This is a genomic window from Mycobacterium kiyosense, assembly GCA_021654635.1.
GTDB lineage: Bacteria > Actinomycetota > Actinomycetes > Mycobacteriales > Mycobacteriaceae > Mycobacterium > Mycobacterium kiyosense.
Genome location: AP025179.1, coordinates 2638661 through 2662801 on the forward strand (window position 1 = coordinate 2638661; position 24141 = coordinate 2662801).

The window sequence follows — 24141 nt, forward strand, 5'->3', positions numbered from 1 at the left end:
TGCTTGGCGCAGGAGGGCACGCTCCTTGAGGTGCTGAGCGGCGCCCAGGGCGCTTTACACTTCACCTACGACCTCGCTCACCAGGCTCGGTGGGGAGATCCCGCCGTTAGTCAGCGAGGGGCTGCGGGCACCGGGGCGTACCCGCCTGCTGGGCGTCACCCGCTTCGCCGGGCCTCAGGGCTTTTACGTGTGCGCGGACAGTCCGGTGCGGTCGCCCGCCGAGTTGGCGGGCCGCCGGGTCGGGTCTCGGCGGCGGCGATTGCATCTGCGCCGCGAGCTGCGACTATCGCCAGCTCGACCCGTGGCGGCATATTGGGGCTGATCGCCCTGGGCACCTGGGAGGTCAGTTCGTCCACGCGGAGCGCGGCGGTGTGAAACTGGGCGATGTCGACCTGGTCGCCATCGAGACTCCCGGCGTGGATCTGCCCGCGGACCGGTTGAGCGCCGCCACCAGCGTCAAGGGCGCCGATCTGTTCCCCGCGGTGGCCCACCACCAAGCCGGCGTCCCAGACGCTGGCACAGTCGACGCGCTGTTCAGCTGGTTGCCGTGGGCTGCCGAACTGGAAGATCTCTACGGCGCTCGTGTACTGGCCGACCTCAGCGGCGACCAACGCAACCTATACGCCAGCGTCTGACGGTCATGCGCAGTCGGGTCGAGATCTACCCGATCTGGTGCAGCTGCTCGTCGACGCCGCGGTGCGCGCTGGCCAGTGGTCCCGTCACCACCACGACGAGGTGGTGACAATCCATGCCGCCAACCTCGGCGTGGCGCCCGCGGCGATCGACCGAGGATTCGGCCCCGACTTCGCTGAGCACCTAGTGCCACGCCTGGACGAATCCGCCATCAACCTGCTGGACCAGACACAGCGGTTCCTCCTCGACAACGACCTGATCGATCACCCGGTCGATCTTGAGCAATGGGCCGCACCGGAGTTCTTAGCCGCAAGCCTGAACCGATCGACACCAGGAAACGGATCATGACACTGACGACCAACACCGCGAAGCCCCGGCCAGCCGACCTCGCCGACCCCGTTGCCGTAGCGCGTGATCTGGCCCGGACATGGCAGGACGGCCTCATCGAGCGCGACCGTGCCGGCGGATCGGCCACCACCGAACGCGAGGACCTGCGCGCCAGCGGCCTACTGTCGCTGGCAGTTCCGCAACGGTTCGGGGGATGGGGTGCTGACTGGCCCACCATCTTCGAGGTGATCCGCGAGATCGCCAAAGTAGACGGCTCCTTGGGTCATCTGTTCGGGTACCACACCGTGTGCATCGCGTTCATCGAGCTCTTGGGGTCGAGCGAACAGACGGAGCACGTCTACCGCCAGGTGGCGCAACACAACTGGTGGGCCGGCAACGCATCCAGCGAGAACAACAGCCACGTGCTGGACTGGAAGGTCCGTGCCACACCCCACGAAGACGGAAGCTACCGATTTGAAGGCACCAAGCACTTCACCAGCGGCGCCACGGATTCAGACCTGCTGCTCGTCTTTGGAGTAGTTCAAGACGCGTCAGCGCAGCAGGGATCGATCATCACCGCGGTGATCCCGACCGACCGAGCCGGCGTCACAGTCAACGACGACTGGGACGCCCTGGGCATGCGTCGCACCGACAGTGGCACCGTGGAGTTTCACGACGTGGAGGTGCGCGCTGACGAGGTTCTCGGGGGCCCCAACGCCATCATCAATGACTTCTTCCAGTTCCAGCCCGCCAGCCTGTTCGGGCCACTGGTCCAGCTGAGCTTCGCCAACGTCTACCTTGGGATCGCGCAGGGGGCGCTCGACGCCGCGCGCGACTACACCCGACCCCAAGCCCGCCCGTGGACACCAGCCGGTGTCACCCAGGCGGTCGAGGATCCCTACGTCGTGCGCGCCTACGGCGAAATGGGCATTGCCTACCAAGGCGCGGACGCCGCCGCGCGAGACGCCGCGCGACTCAAAGAAACCGGTTCGGGACAAGGCCGACAACTGACCGCCGAGGATCGCGGTGAGCTCATGGTCCGCGTGTCCGGCGTTAAGGCGTTGACCTCACAGGTCGCCCTCGACATCACCAGCCGCATCTTTCGAGGTCATCGGAGCCTGCGCATTACCGACCCCGGTACGGATCGACCTGATTGAGAAACATCCGCACCCATACCCTGCACGACCCGGTTCCTACAAGATCGCCGAATGGTAACTACATACTCAACGGCCGCTACCTGCGCCCGCTTCACGTCATAGCCACGTCTGGGTGGGGGAGAAGGCTCGTTCCCCACCAAAACGAATAGTCGGCCCGTGACAATCGACCCATGCGGTGGCAGTCGACCGGCTGGCGCCACGCCGGTTTCTGGCGTGAACTCCCGAATTCCGTTGCGTGGAGTTCGAAAGTGGGTCATGCAGCGACCTGCGCAGGTTGGCCAGCAGCCGCAGCCCGGCCGGTGTCATGGTGAACCCTCGCCACCCGGCCGAGGCGCGATCGAGCACCGCCCACACCAGCTTCAGACAGGAAACCTCGCCGGGCAGCCGACCGATGACCTTGACCCGGCGGCGGGTCTCACCGAACGTCCGCTCGATGAAATTGGAGTGCCGCACCCGTCCAGTGCTCACGCGGGGAACCGCAGGCCGTCAGCGAGTCACGGTCGCTGGAGCAGAACGCACCGCTGCCGGATAGGAGTCGCGCCAACGCCTCGAACATGTCGAGCCGCTTCGCACATACCCGACCGCGTCGGGGCTGGCCTTCCGATCGTGCCGGCACCTCGAAGATCGACCAGTAGTCGGCCTTGACCTCCGCTTGGGCGTTCTTGGGCACCTTGGCCAACACGTTTCTGGCGCGATGCACCAGACACCGCTGCCGCAGCGCCGCGCCCATGGTGCGCTCGACCGCGCCGATCAACCCGGCCGCACCGTCGCTGACCACCAGCAGCGGACACGCCAACCCACGCTCACCGAGCCCGGTCAAAAACCCCTCCCACGCGTCACCGGACTCGCTTGAAGCGGCCTCCAGCCCGACGAACACCGGGTTGCCGTCGGTGTCGATACCCCACGCGGCCAGCACCGGGTCGGCCGACGCGTTGGCGTGGTATTTGAAGTGGCTGTCGAGGAACAGGTAATCCAGCTCTGATAACGAGCCGGCGAGCGCTCCAGGCCTCGAACTGGTCGCGGATGTCTTCGCAGATGCGCGACACCGTCGATTTCGACACCGCGGCGGTCTCGCCGAGCGCCTCGGTCAAGGTGGCCTGCACATCGCGTGTCGACAGTCCGCGCACGAACCCGGCGATCACCAGCGACTCCAGCGCGTTGGTCTTGGTCACCCCCTTACCGAACAACTGGGAGGCGAAGCGCTCGGCGGTGCCGCGCACCTTCGGCCGCTCCAGCGTCACCGGGCCGGCGGTGGTTTTCACCGTGGTCGGGCAGTACCCGTTGCGCATCCCGGCGCGGGCGCCCGCACTGCCTGCGGCCCGCTCATAGCGGTCCCGGCCCAAAAACGCGGTCACCTCGGCCTCGATCGCGGCCTGCAACAGCAACCGGGCGCCGAGCACCGCGACCTGCTCGATCGCACCCGCCAGGTCCTCGCCGCCGGCGAACACCTCATCAATTTCTGCCTGCAACCGCTGCGCAGGCGATATCCTCTTCGACACGGACGTGGGTTCCTTCCTTCAGACTTGCTGGTCTTCGAGGGAACCTACGTCCGAACCCTTTTACACCGCTGGAGGGACACAACACGTCGTGGTGCGCCTCGGCCCAGTCGATGCCGCAGAAGAGTTTCACGTTGGAATTACCTCCGACCTATAGCGGGTGTTGGTGCTGGTCAGAAACCCCAGCAGGATGTGCAGCGCTCTACTTACGAGGCTCGATGGCCTTCCCTCCGATGAGCTGTTCGCGATCCCAGCGACCCGCACGGCATCGGTCTTCGTTGAGGGCTTCAGCGCCCGTAAAGACTGAGACGTTGCCTCCGTGCGAGGGGCTTGAACCACGACGCCAATCCCACCCAAAGACGACCTCGCGACCCCGACGCGACACGCTCGGTCTTGTCTGAGGACTCATCACGGTCCCGAAATGGGAAAGGCATTGCCACAGCATGGCCGCGAGGGACGAACACCCGACGAGATCCGCGGCCTCCACCAAGATCAGCGGCTGTTCGCTTCTAAGTAGAAATGAGACACCACGAGCTGGGGCTGGCGCCGCCCCTGGTGGACGCGATCAGCGCTGCGGTGCTTCCCCTTCCCTCACGTCAGCAGCGTGTCCGCCACCGAGGTGTGATCCGTCGAGCCGGACTTGGTGGTGCGGCAGGCCTGCCCTTGTGCCCCGGTAGGCTGTGGGAGTCGTCAGCGGCGTGGGTGGCTACCAGTTGCTTGATCTGGTCGAGCGCTTCCTGTATGGTCCGCGCCCCCAAGGCCGGAAACTTCGCTGCGCAGGCGGCGTTCTTCCGGTGCTGCGGGCAGCGGACGATGTGGGCGGTACAGCGGTCAAGCATTCGCAGAACTCCTTGGTGGTGATGCTCAGAAAGTTAGCGGCGTGAACGGTGCTGATCCGTTGCGACGGTTAGCTCTCTGATCGCAGATCTGTTTGCAGCCAGCGTGGGCTCAGCCGGGCACTGCACGAGCCGAACAGGCCAAAGCGGATGCCGAAAAGAAAACCGGAAACAACCCGGTTCGGCCTTCCGCCAGTGTACCGGGCAGGCTGGAAGGACGTTCTGTTGTGGCCAGCGGTGTCTTCGGCTGCGACCAGGTATTCGGCAGCGACGTCGGCGCCGCGTACGACCGGCACCGACGGGAGAACCGTGCGCGCGGACCGCAAACCCAAACCCTCGAGTGAGACGAGATCTGATCTACTTTCGCTTCCCTACAAAAAGGCAGCGGAAGAAAAGCGTGTGAAGTCGTCGTGACCCGGCCCCAACCTCGCGGATCGATCACCCCAGGGCCGAACAGCGTGGGCCTTCGATATCTCCGGCTCAGGCTAGGGCAAAGCTCTAAGGGCGCTACCGGCCTGCCATTGCGTCCACGGCACACTCCAGTCACCGTTGTTCGGCAACGACAGTGGCGGGCCGCCGGTGTTGCGGACCTCGACGATGTCGCCGGGTTGGGGAAAAGCCGAAGAACCATTGGGCGTTGTCGCCGTTCAGGTTCAGACAGCCATGGGAAGTATCGGTGTTGCCTTGGGCCCACACGGTGCTGTCGAGTTGGTGCAGATAGATGCCGTCGGGGCTGATGCGGGTGGCGTAGTTGATGGTCTCGCGGTAGCCGAGGCGGGAATTGACGGGCAAGCCGTAGGTCGACGAATCCATCACGACCGGATTGGCCTTATCCATCACCGTGTAGACCCCGGGTGGGGTCCAAAACGTGAGGGTTTGGCCGGCGACGGTTTCGGTGCCGCCCATACCCATCGAGGTGGGCATGGTGCGCACCAAAACGCCGTTGTCGTAAACGTTGACCTGTTTAGTGTTGTCGTCGGCGATAGACACATGCGCATCACCGATGCTGAACGACGTCTGCTTGTCCGCTTGGCCGTACAGTCCGCTACCTAGCGGCGCGCCATAAATGTTGGCCGCCACGGTGATTTTCGTGCCCGCCGCGTAGTAGTGCTCCGGGCGCCAATGGGCGTTTTGGTCATCGACCCAATACCAGGAGCCGTCGACGGCCGGAGCGGTCGTCACGGTCAGTCGGCGCTGCGCGGCCGCGCGATCGGTGATGGGTTCGTCAAAGTGGGCGACAATGACCGTTCCCACCCCGTAGATGCCGCCGTCATGCAGCGCCGCACCCGAGGTGGTGGTCAGCGACACCGCGGCCTGATTACTGGGTATGAGCGTGGTGAACCTGGACATCTGCGACGCGGGAGTTCCCGTCGGCCCGCGACTGGCCACGGTAATGGTGTAGGTGCGGCCGTAACCCAGCGGCACACTGGGCTTCCACACTAGATTGTCGGGAGTCATGACACCCGGCACCTGCGTGTTCTGGTCATTGACCATCTGCACCTCGGTCAGAATGCCGGTGGCCGCGCTCACCGTGACCGCGCCCAGCGGGTCGACGTTCACCGCGTTAAGGCCTGGGGTGACGGTGATGACTGCAGGCGTTTCACGGCGCGGGGCCGCCTCGGTGGGCAGCGCACCGTTGTGGCCATCGCCTCGCCCGATCACCACCACGGCCACAACGGCCATCACAATCACGCTGATCACGGCGACCGCGAGGAGGCCCATGCGAGTTCGTCGACCGATAGGCACCAGATGCCTCCTGTCCTTTCTCATCTTCGTTATCACCGGCGCCGCCCACTCAATGTGGCCGGCAAGCAGGGCAGCAGCACCGTGGGCACCGAGTCGATCAAAGCGGTCCGCGAGATCGTCGACGACTCAGCGTCGCCCACAGGACTCCAGGTGTACGTCACCAACCCGGCAGCACGATTAGCCCTGGCCTGCTGTTCGACACCCTGCTCGTCCGCTCCTGGATGACGCCATTCTAAGGCGGCGCCTGGACGCTGGTCCTTGGTGGCCACCACCAGCGCGGCAACGCCCGAGCCAGCTACACGCTGTTGTCGGACTTCCCTTCGCGGCCGCAATCGAAACTGTGCTCGCGGCTTCGGTCGCGGCTAAGGTGCCGATCAAGCGCGCGTTGCCGCTCGATCTGCAGATCCACGATCTCGTCTTGCCCATGCCGGTAGGCCACCCGCCGGCGTTGTACGGCGTTCGCGCGCCGGGCCAGCAGCGTTCGCGGCCATGCCAGGCCAGGATCGGGCCCAGCAGCCCGATCGGCTTGTGCGGGTAATTCGGGATGCGCCGAGCCCGGCCAAGGGGTCACGTGATGCCGCCGGGAGCTGGAAGCTTGCTCAGGTCGCGGTAGATGGTGGTCGGTTGACGCCGAACTCGGCGGCGATCTCGGCGACGGTGTAGCGATGGTTCCCGTCTTGGCCGAGCTCGTCATACATCTGCCGAGCCAGCTTGACCTGCCTAGGCCCAAGTTTGGGCTTTTGCCCGCCGGTGCGGCCGCGGGCCCGCGCAGCGGCCAGGCCGTCCATGGTGCGACATCAAGGCGTGCTCGAATTCGGCGATGGCGCCCAGGATGTGGAAAAACATCCGTCTCAGCGCGGTGGTGGTGTCGATGCCCTGATCGAGCACCACCAAATCCACTCCGCGGGCCTGCAGCGTGGCCGACAGCTCGATTAGATGCGCCAACGAACGGCCCAGCCGATCAAGCTTGGTGATAACGAGTTGGTCGCCGGTGCGGTTGGCCGACAGCAAAGCTTTGTCGAGCTCCGGCCGGGCGGGCCAGCTTGCCCGAAGCCTTATCCAGGAAGATCTATCACAGCCCGCCGCGGTGAGCGCATCGCGTTGAGCCTCGGGATGCTGGTCGCGGTGGAGACCCCGGTCATAGCCGATCCGCATGGGCCGGACCGTATCGCCAACCACCGACAGCGTGACGGTGGCGCGGCCACGGCAAGCGTTACATATTTGTCCAGCGCAAACGCACAGGCTGGCAGACCGTCGCGCGAACGATCGTTACCTAAACGTCCTGGATACACCAAGGTGGTGCTGTAAAACGATGCGGTTTGAGGGATCGTGACAGGGTGGATCATCGACCACCTCGACCTGCCGTCTCGGCGGAGCCGGCGCAATGGCTGATCGACCGGGTCATCCCCGGTGCGCGCCCTAGCCGGCCTTTTTGACCATGGTCTTGCCACAGCAGCAGCTCGGAGCGTGCTGGCCAGTGCATGTCGGCGGCGCCGCCTTGGTCACGGTTAGCTCGCAGCCGCAATCGCTGTCCGGACACCGGTAGAGCTCTCCCTCGCGGAACGGCATGCTCATCACCTGTTTCGTCGGTTTTCTGGACGTCCCCGACGGTAGAACCCATCCCTTGGGGCAAGGTCAACAATGGGGTGAGAGGAGATTTCGATTATGGCGCCGCAGGGATTGACCATCGGACAGGCCGCCAACGCCGCGGGCCTGACGCGCAAGGCCCTGCGGATGTACGAGGCCAAGGGGCTACTGCCCGCCACCGAGCGGACCGCGGCCGGCTACCGGCTCTACGACGAGCGCGACGTCGAGCTGCTGACCTTCATCCGCCGGGCCCGCAGCCTTGGCCTACATCTGGAGAACATCCGCGAAGTCCTCGCGATCCGCAATGGCGGCATCCCGCCTTGCGACGCGGTCTGCGTCCTCGACGCCCGCATTGCCGAGGTTGACACCGCCATTGCCGAGCTGCACGCTCTCCGCGAAACCCTCGCCGCCACTCGGAGTCGAGCCGCTGCTTGCACCGACGAACAGCCGGCATCGTCTGCCCAATCATCGAGGAAGCCTAGGCTATGGATCGCAAGGTCCGGCGGAGTTCACGTCATCCCGGGGGCGGAGTTCATCGTCATCCCGGGGGCGAACGCCGCGGAATCCATTTGGCCGCCGCCGAGACCGGGCGCCAGACACGTCATTTGGGGACTGCGATACATACTGGCTGGGCCCCCAACGGTGCCAGCAATATTTCGCGGACACACGCCGGTTCAGATTAAAGGTTGCGTCCGAGTTCGTGGACGGATCACGTCCCCAAATCTCGGACATAACCATGCTGGAATTTGTTGAGAGACAGGATCCATCCGATCACGCTCGGTTCTTTGGAACCGAGACTGAAACCGCGGGGTCGGCGACCTGATGTCCTCGTCGGGTGACCAACGCTGACTGAGTCCGCAACACGCAGCCAAACGGCTTCACTGGGCGCAGGTAGCGACATAAGGCACCGACACCCATACCCGGACGGGTATATCTTGGTTAACGTAGAGTCGGGAGGGTCTCCTGGCCACCAGCGGGGACTTCAATTTGATAGCCCGGCGTCATCGGCGCGGGCAACCCGTCGAGACAAAGTAGGAGCGATTATGGTGCAGGACCAGCTAGATGAGGTGTCAAATGAGCGTGGGGAATTCGGGGATGCCTAAGCCGCAAGGGTGGCCCATCGAGCGGATTACTGGCCTGATGGCCGGCGCTTTCGTGCTCACCAGCTTGGCCCTTGGGCGCAGGTTTTCAAGTCGCTGGCGGATCTTCACGGCATTTGTTGGCGCGAACTTGATACTCAACGCGGTGAGGGGCTGGTGTCCGATGAGCGTGCTGCTGCATCGCCTAGGCGTCCCGAGCACGGCTGAATGTCCACCAAAGATCGATCCTGATGTGTGAGCGATCAGCACCGCGGTGAGCGCCGGAGCTCACAAAGAGGCGCACGCCCGCCGGCCGGTAGCAGGGTGCCCTCTGATGCACCGGGGCGGTGGAGTAGCCGAACCGGTCGGCGATCTCTGCAGCAGAGACATCCTCGATGAAGTAGGCGCGCAACACCTCATAGCGGCGTGTCCCGCGCCGCGGCACCCCCCGCTGCAAGCCACCGCGACATGAGGATCTGTTGCCCGGGGGTACCTGTGAACATTGTCGACAACACCCAGGGGGTATATAGGTGGATCGGCGCATTTGATGGGTATTTTTTTCGCCCGGGTACCGCGGACTGGCGGATGGCTCAGCCATGCGGCGAGAGCCGGTAGTAGGGCTGCGCCCCAGGCTGCTATGCCGTGTTGTACCCTTCAGAGTAGCTATACCCAGCCGGGTATTAAGGGAGGCCTTGATGTGGGCTGCGGACTTCAGATCTGATCGGGTGCGGATGTGGCTTTCCCCGGGGTTTGGCGCGGATTTACCGGGGCCACCAACGCGGAACTGCTGCGCTAGGCCAATGGCGGTCTGCCCACCGGAAAGCTCCTCTACCACAAGTTCAACGAGCCGTCCGACGCAGCGACGTAAGGCATAGACAACGACTTACTGACAAGGGCGGGCCACGAGCGAAGGGACACTCCAATTCTCAGCATCCTCAAACGGGCTTGGGTAACCCTTGTCGTCGTAGTGGCAGTTTTTCTCGGTGGTGTCGCCGTCAGTCGGCTGCGCGGCGTTTTCGGCTCTGACGAGATCTTTACTGCGACCGCCAGCAGTGCCGAACCACTCGAGCCATCCCATGTCAAGCGGGTGATATACGAGGTTTACGGGCCCGACGACACATCGGGCAGCGTGAGCTATTTGAATGAGAACGCCCAGCCGGAGCAGGCAGAGTTCACCAGCTTGCCCTGGACGTACGCGATGACGACGACGGTGCCGGCGGTTATTGCCAACGTGGTGGCACAGGGCAACAGCGACCACATCGGGTGCCGCATCACCGTCAACGGTGAAGTCAAAAACGAACGATCCTCGGCCGGGCACCACGCCCAGACTTCCTGCCTGGTGAAGGCCGCATGAACACCGGTAGCGAGGCCCGTCCAAAATTCATGCGGTTCGTCCGCAGGTTCGCGGTGCCGATCCTCGTGGCATGGCTGCTGCTGACCCTCGCCCTGAACGTGCTTGTGCCGCCGATTGAGTCGGTCGCACGCAACCACGCGGTGACCATGTCGCCGCAAGACGCGCCGGCGATGATCGCCGCCAAGCGCATCGGCGCAACGTTTCACGAGTCGGACTCCGACAGCATCGCGATGATCGTCCTGGAGAGCGACAAACAACTCGGCGAGGAGGCGCACCGCTACTACGACGGCTTGGTGAAAAAGCTGCTGGCCGACCCCAAGCACGTGCAGCATGTCCAGAACGTGTGGGGAGATCCACTCACCGCCGCTGGCGTGCAGAGCCGGGACGGCAAAGCCGCTTACGTCCAACTCAATCTGGCCGGCAACCAGGGCAGCACCCTGGGCAACGAGTCCGTCGAAGCGGTCCGGGACATCGTCGACAAGTCAGCGCCGCCCAAAGGGCTCAAGGTTTATGTCACCGGTCCGGCGGCACTGACCACCGACATGAACGAAGCCGCCGATAAAAGCATGTTCAAAATGATGGGCGTGACGGGTGTGGTCATCATGATCATGCTGTTTATCGCCTATCGTTCCATCAGCACGGTGCTTCTGGTTCTGGTCATGGTTGGTTTCGAGATGGGCACGGCCCGAGGGCTCGTCGCGCTTCTCGGCAACTACGACCTGTTGGGGTTTTCGACGTTCGTCGTCGCCATGCTGTCCTCCTTGGCGATCGCGGCGGGGACCGATTATGCGATCTTTCTGATCGGTCGGTACCACGAGGCTCGTCAGGCCGGTCAGGATCGAGAAGCGGCCTATTACACCATGTTCCGCGGGACCTTTCACATCATCTTGGGCTCGGGGTTGACGATCGCGGGGGCTACCTTCTGCCTCCACCTGGCGCGACTGTCGTACTTCAAGGCACTCGGCATTCCGTCTGCGCTGGGACTGATCGTCGTTGTCGCGGGGGCGCTGACCGCGGCGCCGGCCGTTGTCGCCGTGGCCACTGGGTTTGGTTTGCTCGACCCGAGACAGATGATCAAGACACGCGCGTGGCGGCGCGTCGGCACCGCTACCGTGCGCTGGCCCGGCCCGGTGTTTGCCGCCTCGCTGGCCATCGCCGTGGTCGGCATCCTGATCATGCCGAGCATGAAGCTCAGCTACAACGACCGCTTCTACATACCCCGCACCCTGCCATCGAACGTCGGATATGCGGCCGCAGAGCGCCATTTCAGTTCCGCCACCATGAATCCCGACATCCTCATGATCGAGAGTGATCACGACATGCGGAATCCCGGCGACATGATCATCCTGGACAGGCTTGCCAAAGATGTCTTCCGATCGCCGGGAATCGCGATGGTGCAAAGCATCACCCGGCCATTGGGCGGGCCGATCGAGCACACGTCAATACCTTTCCAGATCAGTGCCCAATCGATTCCGATCCAAGAAAACCTGCAGTTCATGAAGGACCGGATGGCCGACATGCTCACGATGAGCGACGATCTCGGTGCCATCATCGGCTCGATGCAGCGGATGCAAGGTTTGCTGGCCCAGATGAGCAACACCACCCATCACATGGTCGGCGATATGCGCGCGATGCAAGCCACGCTGGACGAGATGAGAGACCATCTGGCGGACTTCGACGATTTCGCGCGACCGTTGCGCAGCTATTTGTACTGGGAACAACACTGTGTCAACATCCCCGTCTGCTGGGCGACCAGGTCGGTGTTCGAGGCGATCGACGGTGTGGACAAGTTCAGCGACAACATGGGCACGCTGATCAAGGACATGAACAATATCGACGCGATAGTGCCCCAGATGCTCGCCCAGTTCCCGCCGATCATCGCCGTCGCGACGTCCATGCAGGGAACGCTGCTCACGATGCACAGCAGCTTCTCGGGTCTGGTCACGCAAATGGACCAGATGACCGATACGGCTAGCGCGATGGGTCAGGCTTTCGACGCCTCCAGGAGTGGCGACTACTTCTACTTGCCGCCGGAAGCATTCAGTAATCCCGACTTCCAGCGCGGCCTGAGACTTTTCCTGTCGCCGGACGGCAAGGCGGCGCGCTTCATCATCACCCACGACACCGATCCGGCAACTCCGGCGGGCATTTCCGCGGTCAAGCCGGAACTGGGCGCCGCGCATCAAGCGGTGAAGGGAACGGCCCTGACCGACGCCAGGTTCTACCTCGCCGGGACGGCGGCCATCTACCGCGACATCCAGTCAGGCTCCCAATACGACCTGCTGATCGTGGGAATCGCGGCGCTGACGCTGATCTTCGCCGTGATGGTGATCATCACCCGCGCTCTGGTCGCGTCCTTGGTGATCGTCGGCACGGTGCTGCTGTCACTGGGCGCTGCCTTCGGGCTGTCAGTGCTGGTGTGGCAGCACCTCTTCGGCCTGGATTTGAACTGGATCGCGCCGGTGTTCGGGTTGATCATCCTGCTCGCGGTCGGATCCGACTACAACCTGCTGCTCGTCTCGCGGTTCCAAGAGGAGATCGGCGCGGGGCTAAAGACGGGCATCATCCGCGCCATGGGCGAAACAGGCGGAGTCGTCACTGCGGCGGGCCTAGTCTTCGCCTTCACCATGATGTCCATGGCCGCCAGTGACCTGAGCTCAATCGGCCAGGCCGGCACCACGATTGGCCTCGGCCTACTGTTCGACACCCTGATCGTGCGCTCCTTGATGACGCCCTCGATCGCGGCGCTGCTCGGACGCTGGTTCTGGTGGCCACTGCGAGTGCGCCCGCGCCCGGCCAGCCAGATGCTGCGGCCCTTCGGACCGCGCCAGCTGGCTGCGTTCCCTACCACTGGGTGAGGACGCGGATGCCGCGGCTATTATCTGGGGGTCGATCGGGCTGTTTATTACTGTTCCCGGTGAGGGACGGCGGAGTGATCTGGCCTAATTGGGAACAGTCTGATCGTTTGCGTTCCCGGTTGCGGTTTTCTGTAGGTGAGGTCGGAGGGTGTATCCGATGATCGCGCAACACAGTTCGAGTTGGTGGGAAGCGCGGGGCGGCACCCGGGGTCGAATTCAGCACGGATGCTGTGGAGCGTGCTGCGCTCATCGATGAAGGGTTGAACCCGGATGACCCAGCGGTGATCACTGCGCTGGACTTGGTCCGTTGGGAGCTGTCGCTGTTGGCTGAGTAGAGACCGGGGCTTGAGGACTTGTCGAACTCGTTTGGAACCCCGTGCATGTCGGCTGGCGGCGCTGGCCGGTGGGACGGTTGGTGCGGTGGTTCAGGTATGTGCTTCGAGGACCTGGAATGGTGTTGTCCAACTTGTTGATGGTTCGTGACTAGTGATGGTGAGGTGGTGGGCGGTGAACTCGTCGGCGAGGCCGGTGCCGAGGACGTCGCGGGCGTGTGGGCGTTCGGTTAGGCGCAGGTAGGCGTTGAACGCGGGTTGGGCGGTGGGTGGTTGGTCGAGGTCGACGGCCACGACCCGGCCTCCCGGGCGTAGCACGCGGATGGTTTCGTCGATGGCTTGGTCGCGGATGTCGGTGGGCAGTTCGTGCCATCCGAAGACGCTCATGACAACGTCGAATGTGTTGTCGGGGAACGGGAGTGCGGCGGCGTCACCTTCGTGCAGAGTCACGTTCTGGATACCTTGGTGTGCCAGTTGGCGTCGGCCGATGGCGAGCATTTCCGGAGAGATGTCGAGGGAGTCGATGATCGTGTCGGGGAGCCGGGCAGCGAGCCGTCGGGCGGCGTAGCCGGTGCCGCCGCAGAGTTCCAGCACGCGCTGCGGGTGCTGGGCGGCGACGCGTTGCGCGAGACGGTCGTGCGGTTTGCCCGGGATGAAGCGGTTGCCGGCCGCGAATATGGGGCCGGCGAGGAAGAACTTGACCCGGTTGCGGGTCCAGCGCCGTGTCATGACCGTGTTTCCTGTTCTAGTCTGCCGCGGTGTGGTTGGCGGGTGTAGTGGGTAGGTGCGGCGGTGAATCGGTGGGCGCATTCGGTTGAGCAGAACCACCAGTCGTGATCGTTGTGGCGCAGGCGGGTGGGTGCGGTGGCCGGGTCGATGCGCATGCCGCAGACGGGGTCGCGCGGGTAGCGGGCCGCGGTGAGCGCCACCGTATAGAGCTCGACGGGTGTGGTGATGTTGCGTAACGGTGTGGGGCCCAACGGTTGTGGGGTGCGTCCGAGCTTGGCGGCGGTCTCGCGGATGGGTTCGGTGATGACGGCTTGGCCGGCGCCGGCGAGCGCGGTGACGCGGGCGGCGATGTTGACGGCATGCCCGTAATAGTCACTGCCCTGATGAATTGCGCTGCCGTGGTGAATACCGGCGCGCAGCGCCAGAAAACCGTCCTCGTCGGCCACCAGGTCGGCTAATTCACCGATGGTGGCCACCATCTGTTCGGGTGTGGCGGCGGCGAGCATGACAGCGTCACCGATCGTCTTGACCAGGCAGACATCCGGGTGCAGCGCGGTGCGGGCCAGCTCGGCGAGGCGGGCCGCCAGCCGGGCGGCTTCGTGGTCGCCGCAGATCTCGGTGAGGACGCTGTATCCGGCCAGGTCAACGAACGCGAATGTCGCCTCGACTGTGCGCTGGTCAGTTCCGTTGTTGACGACCATGTGTGGACTCCCGTGGGCGGTGGCCGGGTGTGAGGCGGCCCAGTCCGGGTAGGAAGCGCCCGACCCGGGCGGTGTAGTCGGTGTAGGCGCGGCCGTGAACGCGGTGCAGGTAGGGCTCCTCAACACCGCGCACCTGCACCTCGATCCCGGCCACAGCGATGATCAGACCGGCGACCGCGATGGGGTTGGGCACCATCAACACCAGTCCAGTCAGCGTGAGGATGACCGCGGTGAAGATCGGGTTGCGCGCGATCGCGAACGAACCGGTGGTGACCAGGGTGGTGCGTTCGGTTTCGTCGACACCGATTCGCCAGGACGCGCCCAGCCCGAGCTGGGCGACCAAGGTCACGGCGATACCGATCACCGCGACCCCGATACCGGCACCGCGCAGCAGGGGATGCTCCAGAACGCCGATCGTCGGCATACCGGCGATCGCGGCCAGCGGGGCCCCGAACCCGACCAGCAGATAGCCCAGGTCGGTGATGGCCAGGGCCCACCATTCCAGGGACCCGTCGGGACGCAGGCTGCGCCGGTTGCCGCTGTCGCCAGTGCGGCGCAGCTGGATCCAGCGCCGGCACGCGCCGATGATCAGCATCATCGAGACGAACAACGCCAGCACGACGATCGGCATCACCATGGGAGTCACTCCTGGCTTGGAAGGGGTTTGGCGGCCGCCCCGAGCAGGTAGTCGCCGCTGATGCGGGTGGCCGACCCGAGCACCACCAGCCCGTGGTCGGCTAGGGCGTCGAGGAACTCCTCGGCGCTGAACCGGTCCTCGGTGGGGTGGTCAAACAGCCGCCGGTAGGTGGGTCGGGCCAGGGCATGGGCGGTGACCTCGGCGAAATAGAACCGCCCCGCCCGGGCCCAGGACCCGGGCGGCCTCACCGATCGCACTACGCCAGCCGGGGATATGGTGGATGATCCCGAAGTCGAACACCGCGCCGTAGGCGCCGTCGCCCGCGCCCACGGCGGCCCGCAGGTCGGTGGCGCTGCCGTGGGCCAGCCGGACCCGATCCCCGTATCGGGCCAGCCGCCGCGACGCCCGGTTGATCATCGCCGAATCCAGATCGACGGCGTCGACGCGGGCGGCGCCGAACTGCTCCAGGATCAGCTGACAGCCGTATCCCGACCCGCACCCTATCTCGGCCGCGACAGTGCCCGGCGGTAGCCGGCCACCGAACCGTTGCAGGACCGGCACGACGTAGCCACGTTCCAGCCACCGCCACGGCGGCGAGTGCACCACCCCGACCTCGGCTCGGTTCATCAACATCGCCAGCTCCTCTTCCGATCAACCCGGCCGACCGCACTTTGCATCGATGCCTAACGATGATGCCCGATTTGACCGATCAATAGTGTTCGACGTTATCATCGTTGTGTGACGATGAAAAGTGGTTCGGTCGATACCGCTCCTACGGCGGTGAACTTGGATGCGGCGACGGCGTTGTTTCACAGCCTCTCGGATGCGACGCGGCTGGCGATTCTGCGCCGGCTGGCGGTCGGCGAGGCCCGGGTGGTGGATCTGACCAGCGAGTTGGGGTTGGCCCAGTCGACGGTGTCGGCGCATCTAGCGTGCCTGCGCGACTGCGGATTGGTCGATTACCGGCCGCAGGGCCGCGCCTCGGTATACCGGCTGATCTGTGAGGAGCTGATGCAGATGTTCCGGGCCGCTGAGGCGGTGCTGGAGGCCACCCGGCAGCGCGGTCGCCCTGTGCCCCACCTACGGCCACCCCCCTGAGCGGAAAGAAGCGCGATGAGCGAGACGTGCGGCTGCGGCGGCGAAGAGGACGGCCCCGGCGACGAGACCGAGCAGGAACCCGAACGACTTTGGGAGGTCAGCGAACTGCGCGCCGCCGCAGCCGCTGGCGTGGTCCTTGCTGGCCGGCTATGCGGTCGGCTGGACCGGCGGACCCCACCCGGTTCAGCTGGGCTTGTATGCGGTCGCGTTGGCGATCGGGGCGTGGACGTTCGTGCCGTCCACATCTGCGGCGACTACCAGGCCGCCCGGCTCGCGGCCCGCCGCGCCGACCTGGCCCGCCGCTCACGGCCACCGGGGGGTCTGCCGGTCAAAACGATCGGCGATGCCGTCATGCTGCGCGCCACAGCGGACGGCGTTGGTTGCGCTCATCGCGCGGATCGGATCGGTCAGCCTCAGCCTCCGTTCCAGCCTGCTAAACCCATTGCCGGAGGAGCATCATCGTGGCCAATCCTGACCAGCCCGATAGCGGCGACGCCGTCTCGGGGCGTACCGCAATCGGGCGGGTCATGGCCGCCCTGCTGGTGGCCGCGCCCGCGGTCGTGTTGCGCGTCACGGGTACGGCGTTGCCTGCGCCGATCGCGGTGGTGGTGTTCGGTGCGGCGGTGTTGGCGTCGGTGGCGTTGTTGATGTGGGCAGCCGAGGCGGCCCGCGCCGACATTTCCGGCAGCCTCGCGTTGGCGTTGCTGGCGCTGGTGGCGATCCTTCCCGAGTACGCGGTGGACATCTTCTTCGCCTACAGCGCCGGGCACCGCCCGGAATTCGCCGCTTATGCCACCGCCAACATGACCGGCGCCAACCGCCTGCTTATCGGTGTGGCGTGGCCACTGCTGGTCTTCACCGCGATCTGGGCGGTCCGCCGACGCCCCGCCCAGGACCCGGGCGACACAACTGGACAGCCCACTGGTTGGCTGAGCGGTGGGGTGGTCGTGGCCGGCCACCGCCGGGTGGAGTTGCTGTTTTTGGGCGCGGCCACCCTATATGCGCTGATCATTCCATTGACCGGGCGGCTGGCCTGGTATGACGCGGCGGTCCTCGGAGGTCTGTTCGCCGGCTATCTGTGGAGGATTCGCGGTAGCGCCGAGTCGGAGGAGGAGTTGACCGGCGTGGCGGCCACCGTGGCCGCCCAGCCCCGGGTTCGCCGACGGGTGCTGGTGGTGCTGCTATTCGCGGCCGCCGCGGTGGTGATCCTGTCGGCCGCCGAGCCCTTCGGTGAGGCGTTGGTGGAAGCGGGCAGCGAGTTGGGTATTGACCGGTTCCTGCTGGTGCAGTGGCTGGCGCCGATCGCTTCGGAATCCCCGGAGGTCCTGGTGGCGATCACATTCGCGCTGCGTGGCCGCGCTGATGACGGCATGGGCGCCCTGCTGGCCGCCAAGCTCAACCAATGGACCCTGCTGGTGGCGTGCCTGCCGATCGCCTACTACCTAGGCGGCGGTCACGCAGCGGGCCTGCCGCTCGACGCACGCCAGACCGAGGAGTTCGTGCTCACCACCGCCCAGACGGTGCTCGGTATCGCGGTGCTGATCAACCTGCGCCTGACCGGGGCCAAGGCCCTGTTGCTGCTCGGTCTGTTCCTCGCCCAGTTTGTTCTTCCCGACGAGCAGGCCCGCTACATCATCTCGGTTATCTATGCCGGGGTGGCCGTGGTGTTTTTCCTCGCTCAACGTCGCGACGTTCGACCGCTCGTGACCTCGGCGCTGCGCAACCCGCAGCGGGACGCATCAGAGCCAAGGTCGCCCTGACCGGGTTCCCTGTTGGACGTGGTAACGGACCGTCACGCGTGCTCTGGCTTCGACGGTAAAGCGCCCGGCACGCCCAGCCTCGTGTTTGGGGACCGCGTTGTGACCATACGATATACGCGACGGCGATAGACCTGCGCGTCCTTGGACGTCTTGCACTGTGACAGAGCGCCGAACGCCAGCGCGAGAACGCGTTGCCGCTACTTTCTGGGTCAAGTGGGCCACGACACGAGATGCTCGTGGTCGAAGACCGCCGAGCGTAGGAGAGTTGTGTGTGACACTTGTCGGGTAGCCCGGACACATTGCTGCGCCCGGGCCCCTCAGAACCGGACGTGCGACTTTCACCGCATCCGGCTCAAGCAAGCCCCGAGGGCGTCTCTCTACTGAATCGGCTGGACCCGCTGCCTATTTCGGTGTTCCCGTTGTCGGCAGTGGGCGTGCATGAGGCGGTGTGCGGTCGGATGGTCGCCTTGGGTTGCATCCATCACAACGGCGCTCTTGCGGAGTGCTCGCGTGAGGGTGCTGGTCCACTGGCCCCATTCCTGTGGGCTCTGCGGACCGTGGTCGGCGGACAGCAGGAACGTATCGCAGGCGGGGCAGCGTCCCTGCTGCCGAAGCAGCAGCGACGCGGTGACTCCACCCAGGAGCGAGTACGTCTTGCGGCGCCGATCCTCCCAGTACTGGTCCAGGGCCGGGTCGTCTGGCGACGCGGTGCCCATGACCAGTCGGTGGCGGACGATCTTGGTCCAGACGAACTGGCGCAGGTAGATGCCGCTGTCGCGGTCACCGAAGACCCACCGGTCCTGTCTGGACGGGTTGAACTTACCGAAATACCTGTTGACGACCCAGTGTCTCGGCTTGTTCTGGTGGGAGCGCAGCGCCCACCGGTAGAGGTGCTGCCACAGGTGATGATCGAGCGTGGCGAACGCCTCTTTGGAGACCGCGTTCCGGTAGTAGGCGGACCAGCCCCGGATGATCGGGGTGAGCCGCCGGATCACTGCTTCGGCGTTGGCTCCCCGCAGGGAGCGCACTTCAGCAGCGAGTCGCTGCCGGACCCGCTTCATCGCCGCCGGGCTGGGTTTGATGAGCAGCTTGCCGCGATAGTTGCGGATGTTGAATCCCAGGAAGTCGAAACCTTGATCAACGTGAACGATGTGCGTTTTGTCTCGTTCAACGTAAGGCCTCGTGGGAGCAGCCACTCACCGAGCCGGCGCCAGACCTGCTCGGCCTGGTTTCTGGTGTGACACATGACGACGAAGTCATCGGCGTAGCGCACCAGCACCGGCGAATCCGCCCTGGTCTCGACCCCATAGGTGTCGCGACGCAGATAGCGGACACCGGCGGCTTCTTCCATCCCGTGCAGCGCAATATTGAGAAGCATCGGGCTGATCACCCCACCTTGCGGAGTACCCTGCTCGGTTGGGGCGAATCGGCCCCGCTCGATCACACCGGCGGCTAGCCACCCGGCGATCATTCCCCTGGCGGGGAAGGTGCCGAGATGGGTGAGTAGACGCTCGTGGTCGATGCAGTCGAACGCCGCTGACAGGTCGGCGTCGAGGATCCATTGCCGCTTGGCCGGTTGGCCTTTGAGCGTCCAGTAGATCGCCTCGATCGCGTCATGACAGCCACGCCCAGGCCGAAACCCGTACGAACGCGGCTCAAACCGCGCCTCCCACTCGGGCTCCAGCGCGTTGGCGACTCGGGCCTGTTGCACCCGGTCCCGCAGTACCGGGACGGATGCTTCATATTGCCCCTTCCTGCAGTCGCGTGTAGGGATCGGATTCGGTGATGGGGGCTGGAGGCTGGTCGACTTCATTGCCCAATATGATGCCAGCCGGCACCGACATCGTGCGGCGTTTCAGGCCCGAGTTCGGGATCTGATGTAGTGGGCCGATGGGTTGAGGTGGCCGGATTCGGCGATGCGGCAACGGCATTCAGATTCGATGTGCTCGTTCCAGGGGATGCAGAGCCGGTTCCCGGTTCCGCGGTGGGCGGCGAGCTTACCGGTCTTTATCCAGTTGTAGACGGTGCCGGTGCTGACGGCGAGCCGTTGTGCGGCGTCGGCGGCGCTGATCTGTCCTTCGGCGTAAGGGTTCGGGGCAGGGATGTGGTAGGCGTGCCGGATCCACTGCACGGCCTTGACGTCGAACGGGGCTCCGGTGCCGGTGGTCAGCCCGGCGGTGTTGAGCAGCGCGGCCAACTCGGCGGTGGGGTGGTGGGTCCCAGGCGGGTCACCATCGCCACGGCTGGTGAAGGGCTGCGTTTGGCGGTGCCGGGATGGGCGATGCGGGCGACGGTGATCTCGTCGATGGCGCCTGTGTGCCAACGGATCCCGATCCGCGCTTGGCCGTGGTTGGGTTCGGGGAGCAGGGTGATGTCGGCAATCACGGTGCGTAGCAGCCGTTTGCGGTCCTTGTTGCTGGTGGTGGGCGCGTGCCAGAGCCCGGGCAGGTCGGCGGCGAGTTTTTCCAATTCCGGTCGACCGGGTAGCGGCGGCAGCGTGTCCCGGGCCTTCGCCGTCGCACGCGAGCTGGCCGGCTGGTGCTGGTCACTGGCGACCCTGAGCTAAGCGCCACCACTGAGCTTGATCGGAGCCAGCCGGTCGACGGCGAGGTAGGCGAACCGGATCTGCGTTACAGCTATGAGCCACAACGAAATTCACCCCGATTTCTATCTGACGCCCGGTTCTAGAGAGCAGCCACCGTTCGCGCCGAACCATCGTCTTGCGGTATCCAACCCGCGCATATCAGTTGTGTGGTCCCCTTCCGGGGACGCCCGCGCATGCGGGAAAATCGGGTGCGGTCGCTCGCCGAGGTCGATCATTCTTGGCGCTGGTGAGCCCGTATATCAGTTTGATCCGGGGAGCCGATGGTGGGGCTGCGCATTGTTGCCATGAGCACGAGGGTCCGACTCTTTTCTATCCCTGTTCGGTTCCTGCGGGCGGCCGCGCTCATGTAATCGGTTTCCCGGGAAGGATTTTCGTTATGGACGAGGTCGATGATGTCGAACTGCTAGTGGAGCGGGTCGCGGCGCTGGATCTGGGCAAGGCTGTTCTGGAGGCGTGTGTGCGGGTGCCGCAAGCACAACGGGCCGGCAGACGAATGCAGGAGCTGCGCAGCTACGGTACGACGACCGCACAGCTGTTGGCGTTGGCGGGCTGGTTGCGGCACTGGCAGGTGCAGCGGGTGGTGATGGAATCGACCAGCACCTATTGGAAGGGCGTGTACTACCTTCTGGAGGCCGAGGGGTTTGACTGCTGGCTGGTCAACGCCCGCGAGGTGAAGAATGTGCCAGGTCGGGCGAAGACAGACCGGGCCGACGCGGTCTGGCTGGCCAAAGTCGCCGAGCGTGGGATGTGCCGCCCGTCACTGGTGCAGCCGCCCGAGATCCGTCGGCTACGCGACCTCACGCGCTACCGTCGGGCTCTGGTGCAGGATCGCACCCGTGAGCAGCAACGGGTTGAGAAGCTGCTCGAGGACGCCCAGATCAAAATCTCGTCGGTGCTCTCGGACCTGCACGGCGTATCCGGGCGGGTGATGATGGAAGCCCTGATCGCCGGAGAGCGGGATCCGCGGACGCTGGCCCGGCTGGCCAAAAGCGGTGCGCGGAAGAAGACCGACCAGCTCGAAGAGGCGCTACGCGGATTCTTCACCGACCACCACGCGACGATTCTGAGGATGATGCTTGATAACAGCGACCGGATCGGCGCGCAGATCGCCACACTCGACGCCCGGATCGAGGAGGCGATCGACCCTTTCTCCCGACAGGCAGCCCGGCTCGCTGACATTGTCGGCGTGAACACCGTTGCCGCCGCCGAACTCATCGCTGAGACTGGGGTCGACATGACCCGGTTCCCAACGGCCGCGCATCTGGTGTCGTGGGCCAAGTTCTGCCCGCAGACCCACGAGTCGGCCGGTAAGTCGATGAGCAAGGGCCGCGGCAAAGGCAACCCGTGGCTGGCCGGCACTCTTGGCCGCATCGCGTTCGCCAACTCCCGCGCCGACACCTTCCTGGGCACCGTTATCGGCGCCTGGCGCGACGCCGCGGCAAGCAGAAGGCGATCGTGGCCACCGGCAACTCGGTGCTGACCGTCATCTATCACCTGCTCTCCGATCCACAAGCCCGATTCTGCGACCTCGGACCCGGCTACTACGAATCCCGGATCAACAAACACCGCCGTGCCCGCGACCTCGCCACCCAACTCCAAGCGCTCACCGGCCAGCACATCGCCATCCGGGACGGTAAAGCGGTCATCACCGACAACGCGGCCTGACACTAAATCGACAACGCCACAACATGACCCGGCTCCCGTCGGGTGCCTTCGGCTGCCCACTCACCATCCGATTTTCGGGTCAGTCTGACACCACCGTCGTTGACCAACGACCGCCAACAACCCGGCTGACACTGATCAAACGAAAGCCGCCCCGACATTCGCCGGGGCGGCTTTCACCTGCCTATTGACACGACTGGCCTACATATCAGCTGGACTCCTGAGAGGCCGCGCGATTTCAGGGACCGCAGAAACGCTGTCCAGAACGCGCCGTCCTCGCTGTCGCCGACGTCGAAGCCCAGGACTTCACGGCGCCCGTCGGCAGCGACCCCGGTGGCGATCACCACGGCTTGGGACACCACCCGGTGATTGACCCGGGCCTTGCAATAGTGGCGTCGAGGAACACATACGGGAACCGCTGATCACCGAGAGGTCGGTCGCGAAACGCGGCGACCTCGGTGTCCAGGTCGGCGCAGATGCGCGGGACCTCGCTTTTGGAGATCCCTGTGTCGGCGCCCAGCGCTTTGACCAAGTCGTCGACCTTACGGGTCGAGGTGCCGTGCAGGTAGGCCTCCATCACCACGGCAAACAGGCACTGGTCCACCCGGCGGCGCCGCTCCAACAACGCCGGAAAGAACGAGCCCGTGCGCAGTTTCGGGATCCGCAACTCCAAATCCCCGGCCGTGGTGCTGACCGTGCGCGGCCGCGACCCATTGCGCTGATTGGTCCGCGACTCGGTCCGCTCGTGCGGGCCGGCGCCGATCACCGCGGTCAACTCCGCATCGATCAACGCCTGATAGATCGTCTCCGCGGCTTGCCTGATCCGATCACTGGCATCGGCATTGCGCAGTGCATCAAGCACCTCCAACAAGGCAGACTGATCCAGGGCCATCGCGATGTTCCTCTCGGTAGTGATTCTTGGCGGTTTCACTACAGAGACTCACGCGATGGCCCTTCATATTCAGCGACCGACACGCCGCCGCCACTTACACCGCTTCACGGGACGCAACCCAGGAGCCGCCACAGCGCTGACGCGCCGCACGGCATCAAACAGGTCTGGGCAGATTCATGGCCGCCTGCGGGCACTTTCGTGTCCGCCGGTGGGCAGTTCCTATTGGCCGCTACTGGGCACTTTCGTGTCCGCCAGTGGGCAGTTTTTCATGTCCGCCGACACTGGCGTAAACCCGGACTCGCCAGGGCCACATCCACCAGCACCACCACTTGGGGGACATGGGTTGCGGTATTTAACTTGTGTCTCGGTCGTGCGGTTGTGCGGCCCAGAGGTCGATCCACTCGCGTTCTTCTTGTTGTTTGAGCTGGTGTAGCTCTTTCGATGGCTGGACGAGTTCGACCTCGGGTTCGGGGAGTGCATAGAAGTCGCCGATTCCGCGGGCGGATTCGTGGTTGCCTGTGTCGATGAAACAGTATCCGTGGCCGTCGAATGCGGCGGTATCGGAGGATGCGAGGCCGAGGTGTTTTAGTGCGCCGCCAACAGCTGTTTTCGCGTGGCCTTTGGCCATGATCGCCGCTTTGGGCAGTGGGCG

At 64.9% G+C, this 24141-nt stretch carries 21 protein-coding genes and 6 pseudogenes; 14 read left to right on the forward strand and 13 right to left on the reverse strand.

Features of this window, described 5'->3' with window-relative positions:
- Window positions 1-371: 371 nt before the first annotated feature.
- From L6444_RS30550 to L6444_RS12535, 3 genes are read left to right on the forward strand one after another with little or no spacing between them, the layout of a single operon-like run.
- Window positions 372-635 carry a hypothetical protein gene (locus tag L6444_RS30550; RefSeq protein WP_459551923.1) on the forward strand — a complete coding sequence of 88 codons (264 nt, stop codon included), beginning with the start codon at window positions 372-374 and terminating at the stop codon, window positions 633-635.
- A gap of 37 nt (window positions 636-672) precedes the next feature.
- Complete coding sequence (locus tag L6444_RS30555; RefSeq protein ID WP_459551924.1) at window positions 673-981, forward strand: hypothetical protein; 309 nt, start codon at window positions 673-675, stop codon at window positions 979-981.
- Window positions 978-2117, forward strand: a complete 1140-nt coding sequence (locus L6444_RS12535) for an acyl-CoA dehydrogenase family protein (RefSeq protein ID WP_236982971.1) — start codon at window positions 978-980, stop codon at window positions 2115-2117. The genes L6444_RS30555 and L6444_RS12535 overlap by 4 nt, the downstream gene beginning before the upstream one ends.
- 188 nt (window positions 2118-2305) lie before the next feature.
- On the opposite strand, the pseudogene L6444_RS31085 reads toward L6444_RS12535, so the two are convergent.
- Window positions 2306-3616, reverse strand: a pseudogene (locus L6444_RS31085) (IS256 family transposase); the annotation flags it as partial.
- 695 nt (window positions 3617-4311) lie between these two features.
- Between L6444_RS31085 and L6444_RS12550 the strand changes: the two are divergent.
- Window positions 4312-4497, forward strand: a complete 186-nt coding sequence (locus L6444_RS12550; protein ID WP_236982975.1) for a hypothetical protein — start codon at window positions 4312-4314, stop codon at window positions 4495-4497.
- Between the two features lie 437 nt (window positions 4498-4934).
- Here L6444_RS12550 and L6444_RS12555 read toward each other — a convergent pair.
- Window positions 4935-6132 (reverse strand): annotated as a pseudogene (locus tag L6444_RS12555) (L,D-transpeptidase).
- A gap of 111 nt (window positions 6133-6243) precedes the next feature.
- Here L6444_RS12555 and L6444_RS31090 point away from each other — a divergent pair.
- A pseudogene (locus tag L6444_RS31090) lies at window positions 6244-6369 on the forward strand (MMPL family transporter); the annotation flags it as partial.
- A 546-nt stretch (window positions 6370-6915) separates the two neighbouring features.
- Here L6444_RS31090 and L6444_RS12560 read toward each other — a convergent pair.
- A complete protein-coding gene (locus L6444_RS12560; protein WP_236982977.1) occupies window positions 6916-7350 on the reverse strand; it encodes a recombinase family protein in 435 nt (144 codons plus the stop codon).
- Window positions 7351-7860: 510 nt separating this feature from the next.
- On the opposite strand from L6444_RS12560, the gene L6444_RS12565 reads away from it, so the two are divergent.
- The 4 genes from L6444_RS12565 to L6444_RS12580 all read left to right on the forward strand — a co-directional run bounded on the left by L6444_RS12565 (window position 7861) and on the right by L6444_RS12580 (window position 13073).
- Entirely contained in the window at window positions 7861-8535 is a 675-nt protein-coding gene (locus L6444_RS12565; RefSeq protein WP_236982979.1) for a MerR family transcriptional regulator, read from the forward strand.
- Window positions 8536-8877: 342 nt separating this feature from the next.
- A complete protein-coding gene (locus L6444_RS12570) occupies window positions 8878-9120 on the forward strand; it encodes a YgaP family membrane protein (RefSeq protein ID WP_309297910.1) in 243 nt (80 codons plus the stop codon).
- A gap of 663 nt (window positions 9121-9783) precedes the next feature.
- On the forward strand, window positions 9784-10215 hold the full coding sequence (locus L6444_RS12575; RefSeq protein WP_236984062.1) for an MmpS family transport accessory protein: 432 nt from the start codon (window positions 9784-9786) through the stop codon (window positions 10213-10215).
- Window positions 10212-13073, forward strand: a complete 2862-nt coding sequence (locus L6444_RS12580; protein WP_236982983.1) for an MMPL/RND family transporter — start codon at window positions 10212-10214, stop codon at window positions 13071-13073. Before L6444_RS12575 ends, L6444_RS12580 begins: the two co-directional genes overlap by 4 nt.
- A gap of 425 nt (window positions 13074-13498) precedes the next feature.
- Here L6444_RS12580 and L6444_RS12585 read toward each other — a convergent pair whose 3' ends face one another.
- From L6444_RS12585 to L6444_RS12600, 4 genes are all read right to left on the reverse strand, one after another.
- On the reverse strand, window positions 13499-14134 hold the full coding sequence (locus L6444_RS12585; RefSeq protein ID WP_236982985.1) for a class I SAM-dependent methyltransferase: 636 nt from the start codon (window positions 14132-14134) through the stop codon (window positions 13499-13501).
- The gene (locus L6444_RS12590; RefSeq protein ID WP_236982987.1) at window positions 14131-14835 is read right to left on the reverse strand and encodes an adenylate/guanylate cyclase domain-containing protein; all 705 of its coding nucleotides are present in this window, start codon (window positions 14833-14835) and stop codon (window positions 14131-14133) included. The genes L6444_RS12585 and L6444_RS12590 overlap by 4 nt, the downstream gene beginning before the upstream one ends.
- Complete coding sequence (locus L6444_RS12595) at window positions 14813-15472, reverse strand: methyltransferase family protein (protein ID WP_309297901.1); 660 nt, start codon at window positions 15470-15472, stop codon at window positions 14813-14815. Before L6444_RS12595 ends, L6444_RS12590 begins: the two co-directional genes overlap by 23 nt.
- Before the next feature lie 150 nt (window positions 15473-15622).
- Window positions 15623-16105 carry a class I SAM-dependent methyltransferase gene (locus L6444_RS12600; RefSeq protein ID WP_236982989.1) on the reverse strand — a complete coding sequence of 161 codons (483 nt, stop codon included), beginning with the start codon at window positions 16103-16105 and terminating at the stop codon, window positions 15623-15625.
- A 111-nt stretch (window positions 16106-16216) separates the two neighbouring features.
- Between L6444_RS12600 and L6444_RS12605 the strand changes: the two are divergent.
- The 3 genes and pseudogenes from L6444_RS12605 to L6444_RS12615 all read left to right on the forward strand — a co-directional run bounded on the left by L6444_RS12605 (window position 16217) and on the right by L6444_RS12615 (window position 18330).
- Window positions 16217-16589 (forward strand): annotated as a pseudogene (locus L6444_RS12605) (ArsR/SmtB family transcription factor).
- Window positions 16586-16814, forward strand: a pseudogene (locus L6444_RS12610) (heavy metal translocating P-type ATPase); the annotation flags it as partial. The pseudogenes L6444_RS12605 and L6444_RS12610, both read left to right, overlap by 4 nt.
- A 217-nt stretch (window positions 16815-17031) precedes the next feature.
- Window positions 17032-18330, forward strand: coding sequence for a sodium:proton exchanger (locus L6444_RS12615; RefSeq protein WP_236982991.1), 1299 nt, complete (start codon window positions 17032-17034; stop codon window positions 18328-18330).
- Between the two features lie 377 nt (window positions 18331-18707).
- Here L6444_RS12615 and L6444_RS12620 read toward each other — a convergent pair whose 3' ends face one another.
- Genes L6444_RS12620 through L6444_RS12635 form a run of 4 tightly spaced genes read right to left on the reverse strand, consistent with a single transcriptional unit; the run spans window position 18708 to window position 20799 of the window.
- Window positions 18708-19391, reverse strand: a complete 684-nt coding sequence (locus L6444_RS12620) for a group II intron maturase-specific domain-containing protein (RefSeq protein ID WP_236982993.1) — start codon at window positions 19389-19391, stop codon at window positions 18708-18710.
- Window positions 19388-20143: a reverse transcriptase/maturase family protein gene (locus tag L6444_RS12625; RefSeq protein WP_238304595.1), complete on the reverse strand. Its 756-nt coding sequence runs from the start codon at window positions 20141-20143 to the stop codon at window positions 19388-19390. The genes L6444_RS12620 and L6444_RS12625 overlap by 4 nt, the downstream gene beginning before the upstream one ends.
- Before the next feature lie 42 nt (window positions 20144-20185).
- Window positions 20186-20527, reverse strand: a complete 342-nt coding sequence (locus L6444_RS12630; protein WP_236982997.1) for a helix-turn-helix domain-containing protein — start codon at window positions 20525-20527, stop codon at window positions 20186-20188.
- The gene (locus L6444_RS12635) at window positions 20497-20799 is read right to left on the reverse strand and encodes a hypothetical protein (protein ID WP_236982998.1); all 303 of its coding nucleotides are present in this window, start codon (window positions 20797-20799) and stop codon (window positions 20497-20499) included. The genes L6444_RS12630 and L6444_RS12635 overlap by 31 nt, the downstream gene beginning before the upstream one ends.
- 512 nt (window positions 20800-21311) lie before the next feature.
- On the opposite strand from L6444_RS12635, the gene L6444_RS12640 reads away from it, so the two are divergent.
- Window positions 21312-22415, forward strand: coding sequence for an IS110 family RNA-guided transposase (locus L6444_RS12640; RefSeq protein ID WP_236982999.1), 1104 nt, complete (start codon window positions 21312-21314; stop codon window positions 22413-22415).
- Window positions 22391-22600, forward strand: a complete 210-nt coding sequence (locus L6444_RS12645; protein ID WP_236983000.1) for a hypothetical protein — start codon at window positions 22391-22393, stop codon at window positions 22598-22600. The genes L6444_RS12640 and L6444_RS12645 overlap by 25 nt, the downstream gene beginning before the upstream one ends.
- Window positions 22601-22803: 203 nt before the next feature.
- Here the strand turns inward: L6444_RS12645 and L6444_RS12650 are convergent.
- Window positions 22804-23489 (reverse strand): annotated as a pseudogene (locus tag L6444_RS12650) (IS256 family transposase); the annotation flags it as partial.
- Window positions 23490-23841: 352 nt separating this feature from the next.
- Complete coding sequence (locus L6444_RS30560; RefSeq protein ID WP_459551925.1) at window positions 23842-24117, reverse strand: hypothetical protein; 276 nt, start codon at window positions 24115-24117, stop codon at window positions 23842-23844.
- Between the last annotated feature and the right edge of the window lie 24 nt (window positions 24118-24141).

Excerpts from the sequence above, each read along its gene's own strand:
- L6444_RS12600 (WP_236982989.1), bottom strand. The coding sequence starts at position 16,105 with ATGTTGATGAACCGAGCCGAGGTCGGGGTGGTGCACTCGCCGCCGTGG.
- L6444_RS12585 (WP_236982985.1), bottom strand. The coding sequence starts at position 14,134 with ATGACACGGCGCTGGACCCGCAACCGGGTCAAGTTCTTCCTCGCCGGC.
- L6444_RS12580 (WP_236982983.1), top strand. The coding sequence starts at position 10,212 with ATGAACACCGGTAGCGAGGCCCGTCCAAAATTCATGCGGTTCGTCCGC.
- L6444_RS12535 (WP_236982971.1), top strand. The coding sequence starts at position 978 with ATGACACTGACGACCAACACCGCGAAGCCCCGGCCAGCCGACCTCGCC.
- L6444_RS12620 (WP_236982993.1), bottom strand. The coding sequence starts at position 19,391 with ATGAAGCGGGTCCGGCAGCGACTCGCTGCTGAAGTGCGCTCCCTGCGG.
- L6444_RS30560 (WP_459551925.1), bottom strand. The coding sequence starts at position 24,117 with ATGGCCAAAGGCCACGCGAAAACAGCTGTTGGCGGCGCACTAAAACAC.
- L6444_RS12590 (WP_236982987.1), bottom strand. The coding sequence starts at position 14,835 with ATGGTCGTCAACAACGGAACTGACCAGCGCACAGTCGAGGCGACATTC.
- L6444_RS12560 (WP_236982977.1), bottom strand. The coding sequence starts at position 7,350 with ATGCGGATCGGCTATGACCGGGGTCTCCACCGCGACCAGCATCCCGAG.
- L6444_RS12570 (WP_309297910.1), top strand. The coding sequence starts at position 8,878 with ATGCCTAAGCCGCAAGGGTGGCCCATCGAGCGGATTACTGGCCTGATG.
- L6444_RS12640 (WP_236982999.1), top strand. The coding sequence starts at position 21,312 with ATGGACGAGGTCGATGATGTCGAACTGCTAGTGGAGCGGGTCGCGGCG.
- L6444_RS12625 (WP_238304595.1), bottom strand. The coding sequence starts at position 20,143 with ATGAAGTCGACCAGCCTCCAGCCCCCATCACCGAATCCGATCCCTACA.
- L6444_RS12595 (WP_309297901.1), bottom strand. The coding sequence starts at position 15,472 with ATGGTGATGCCGATCGTCGTGCTGGCGTTGTTCGTCTCGATGATGCTG.
- L6444_RS12565 (WP_236982979.1), top strand. The coding sequence starts at position 7,861 with ATGGCGCCGCAGGGATTGACCATCGGACAGGCCGCCAACGCCGCGGGC.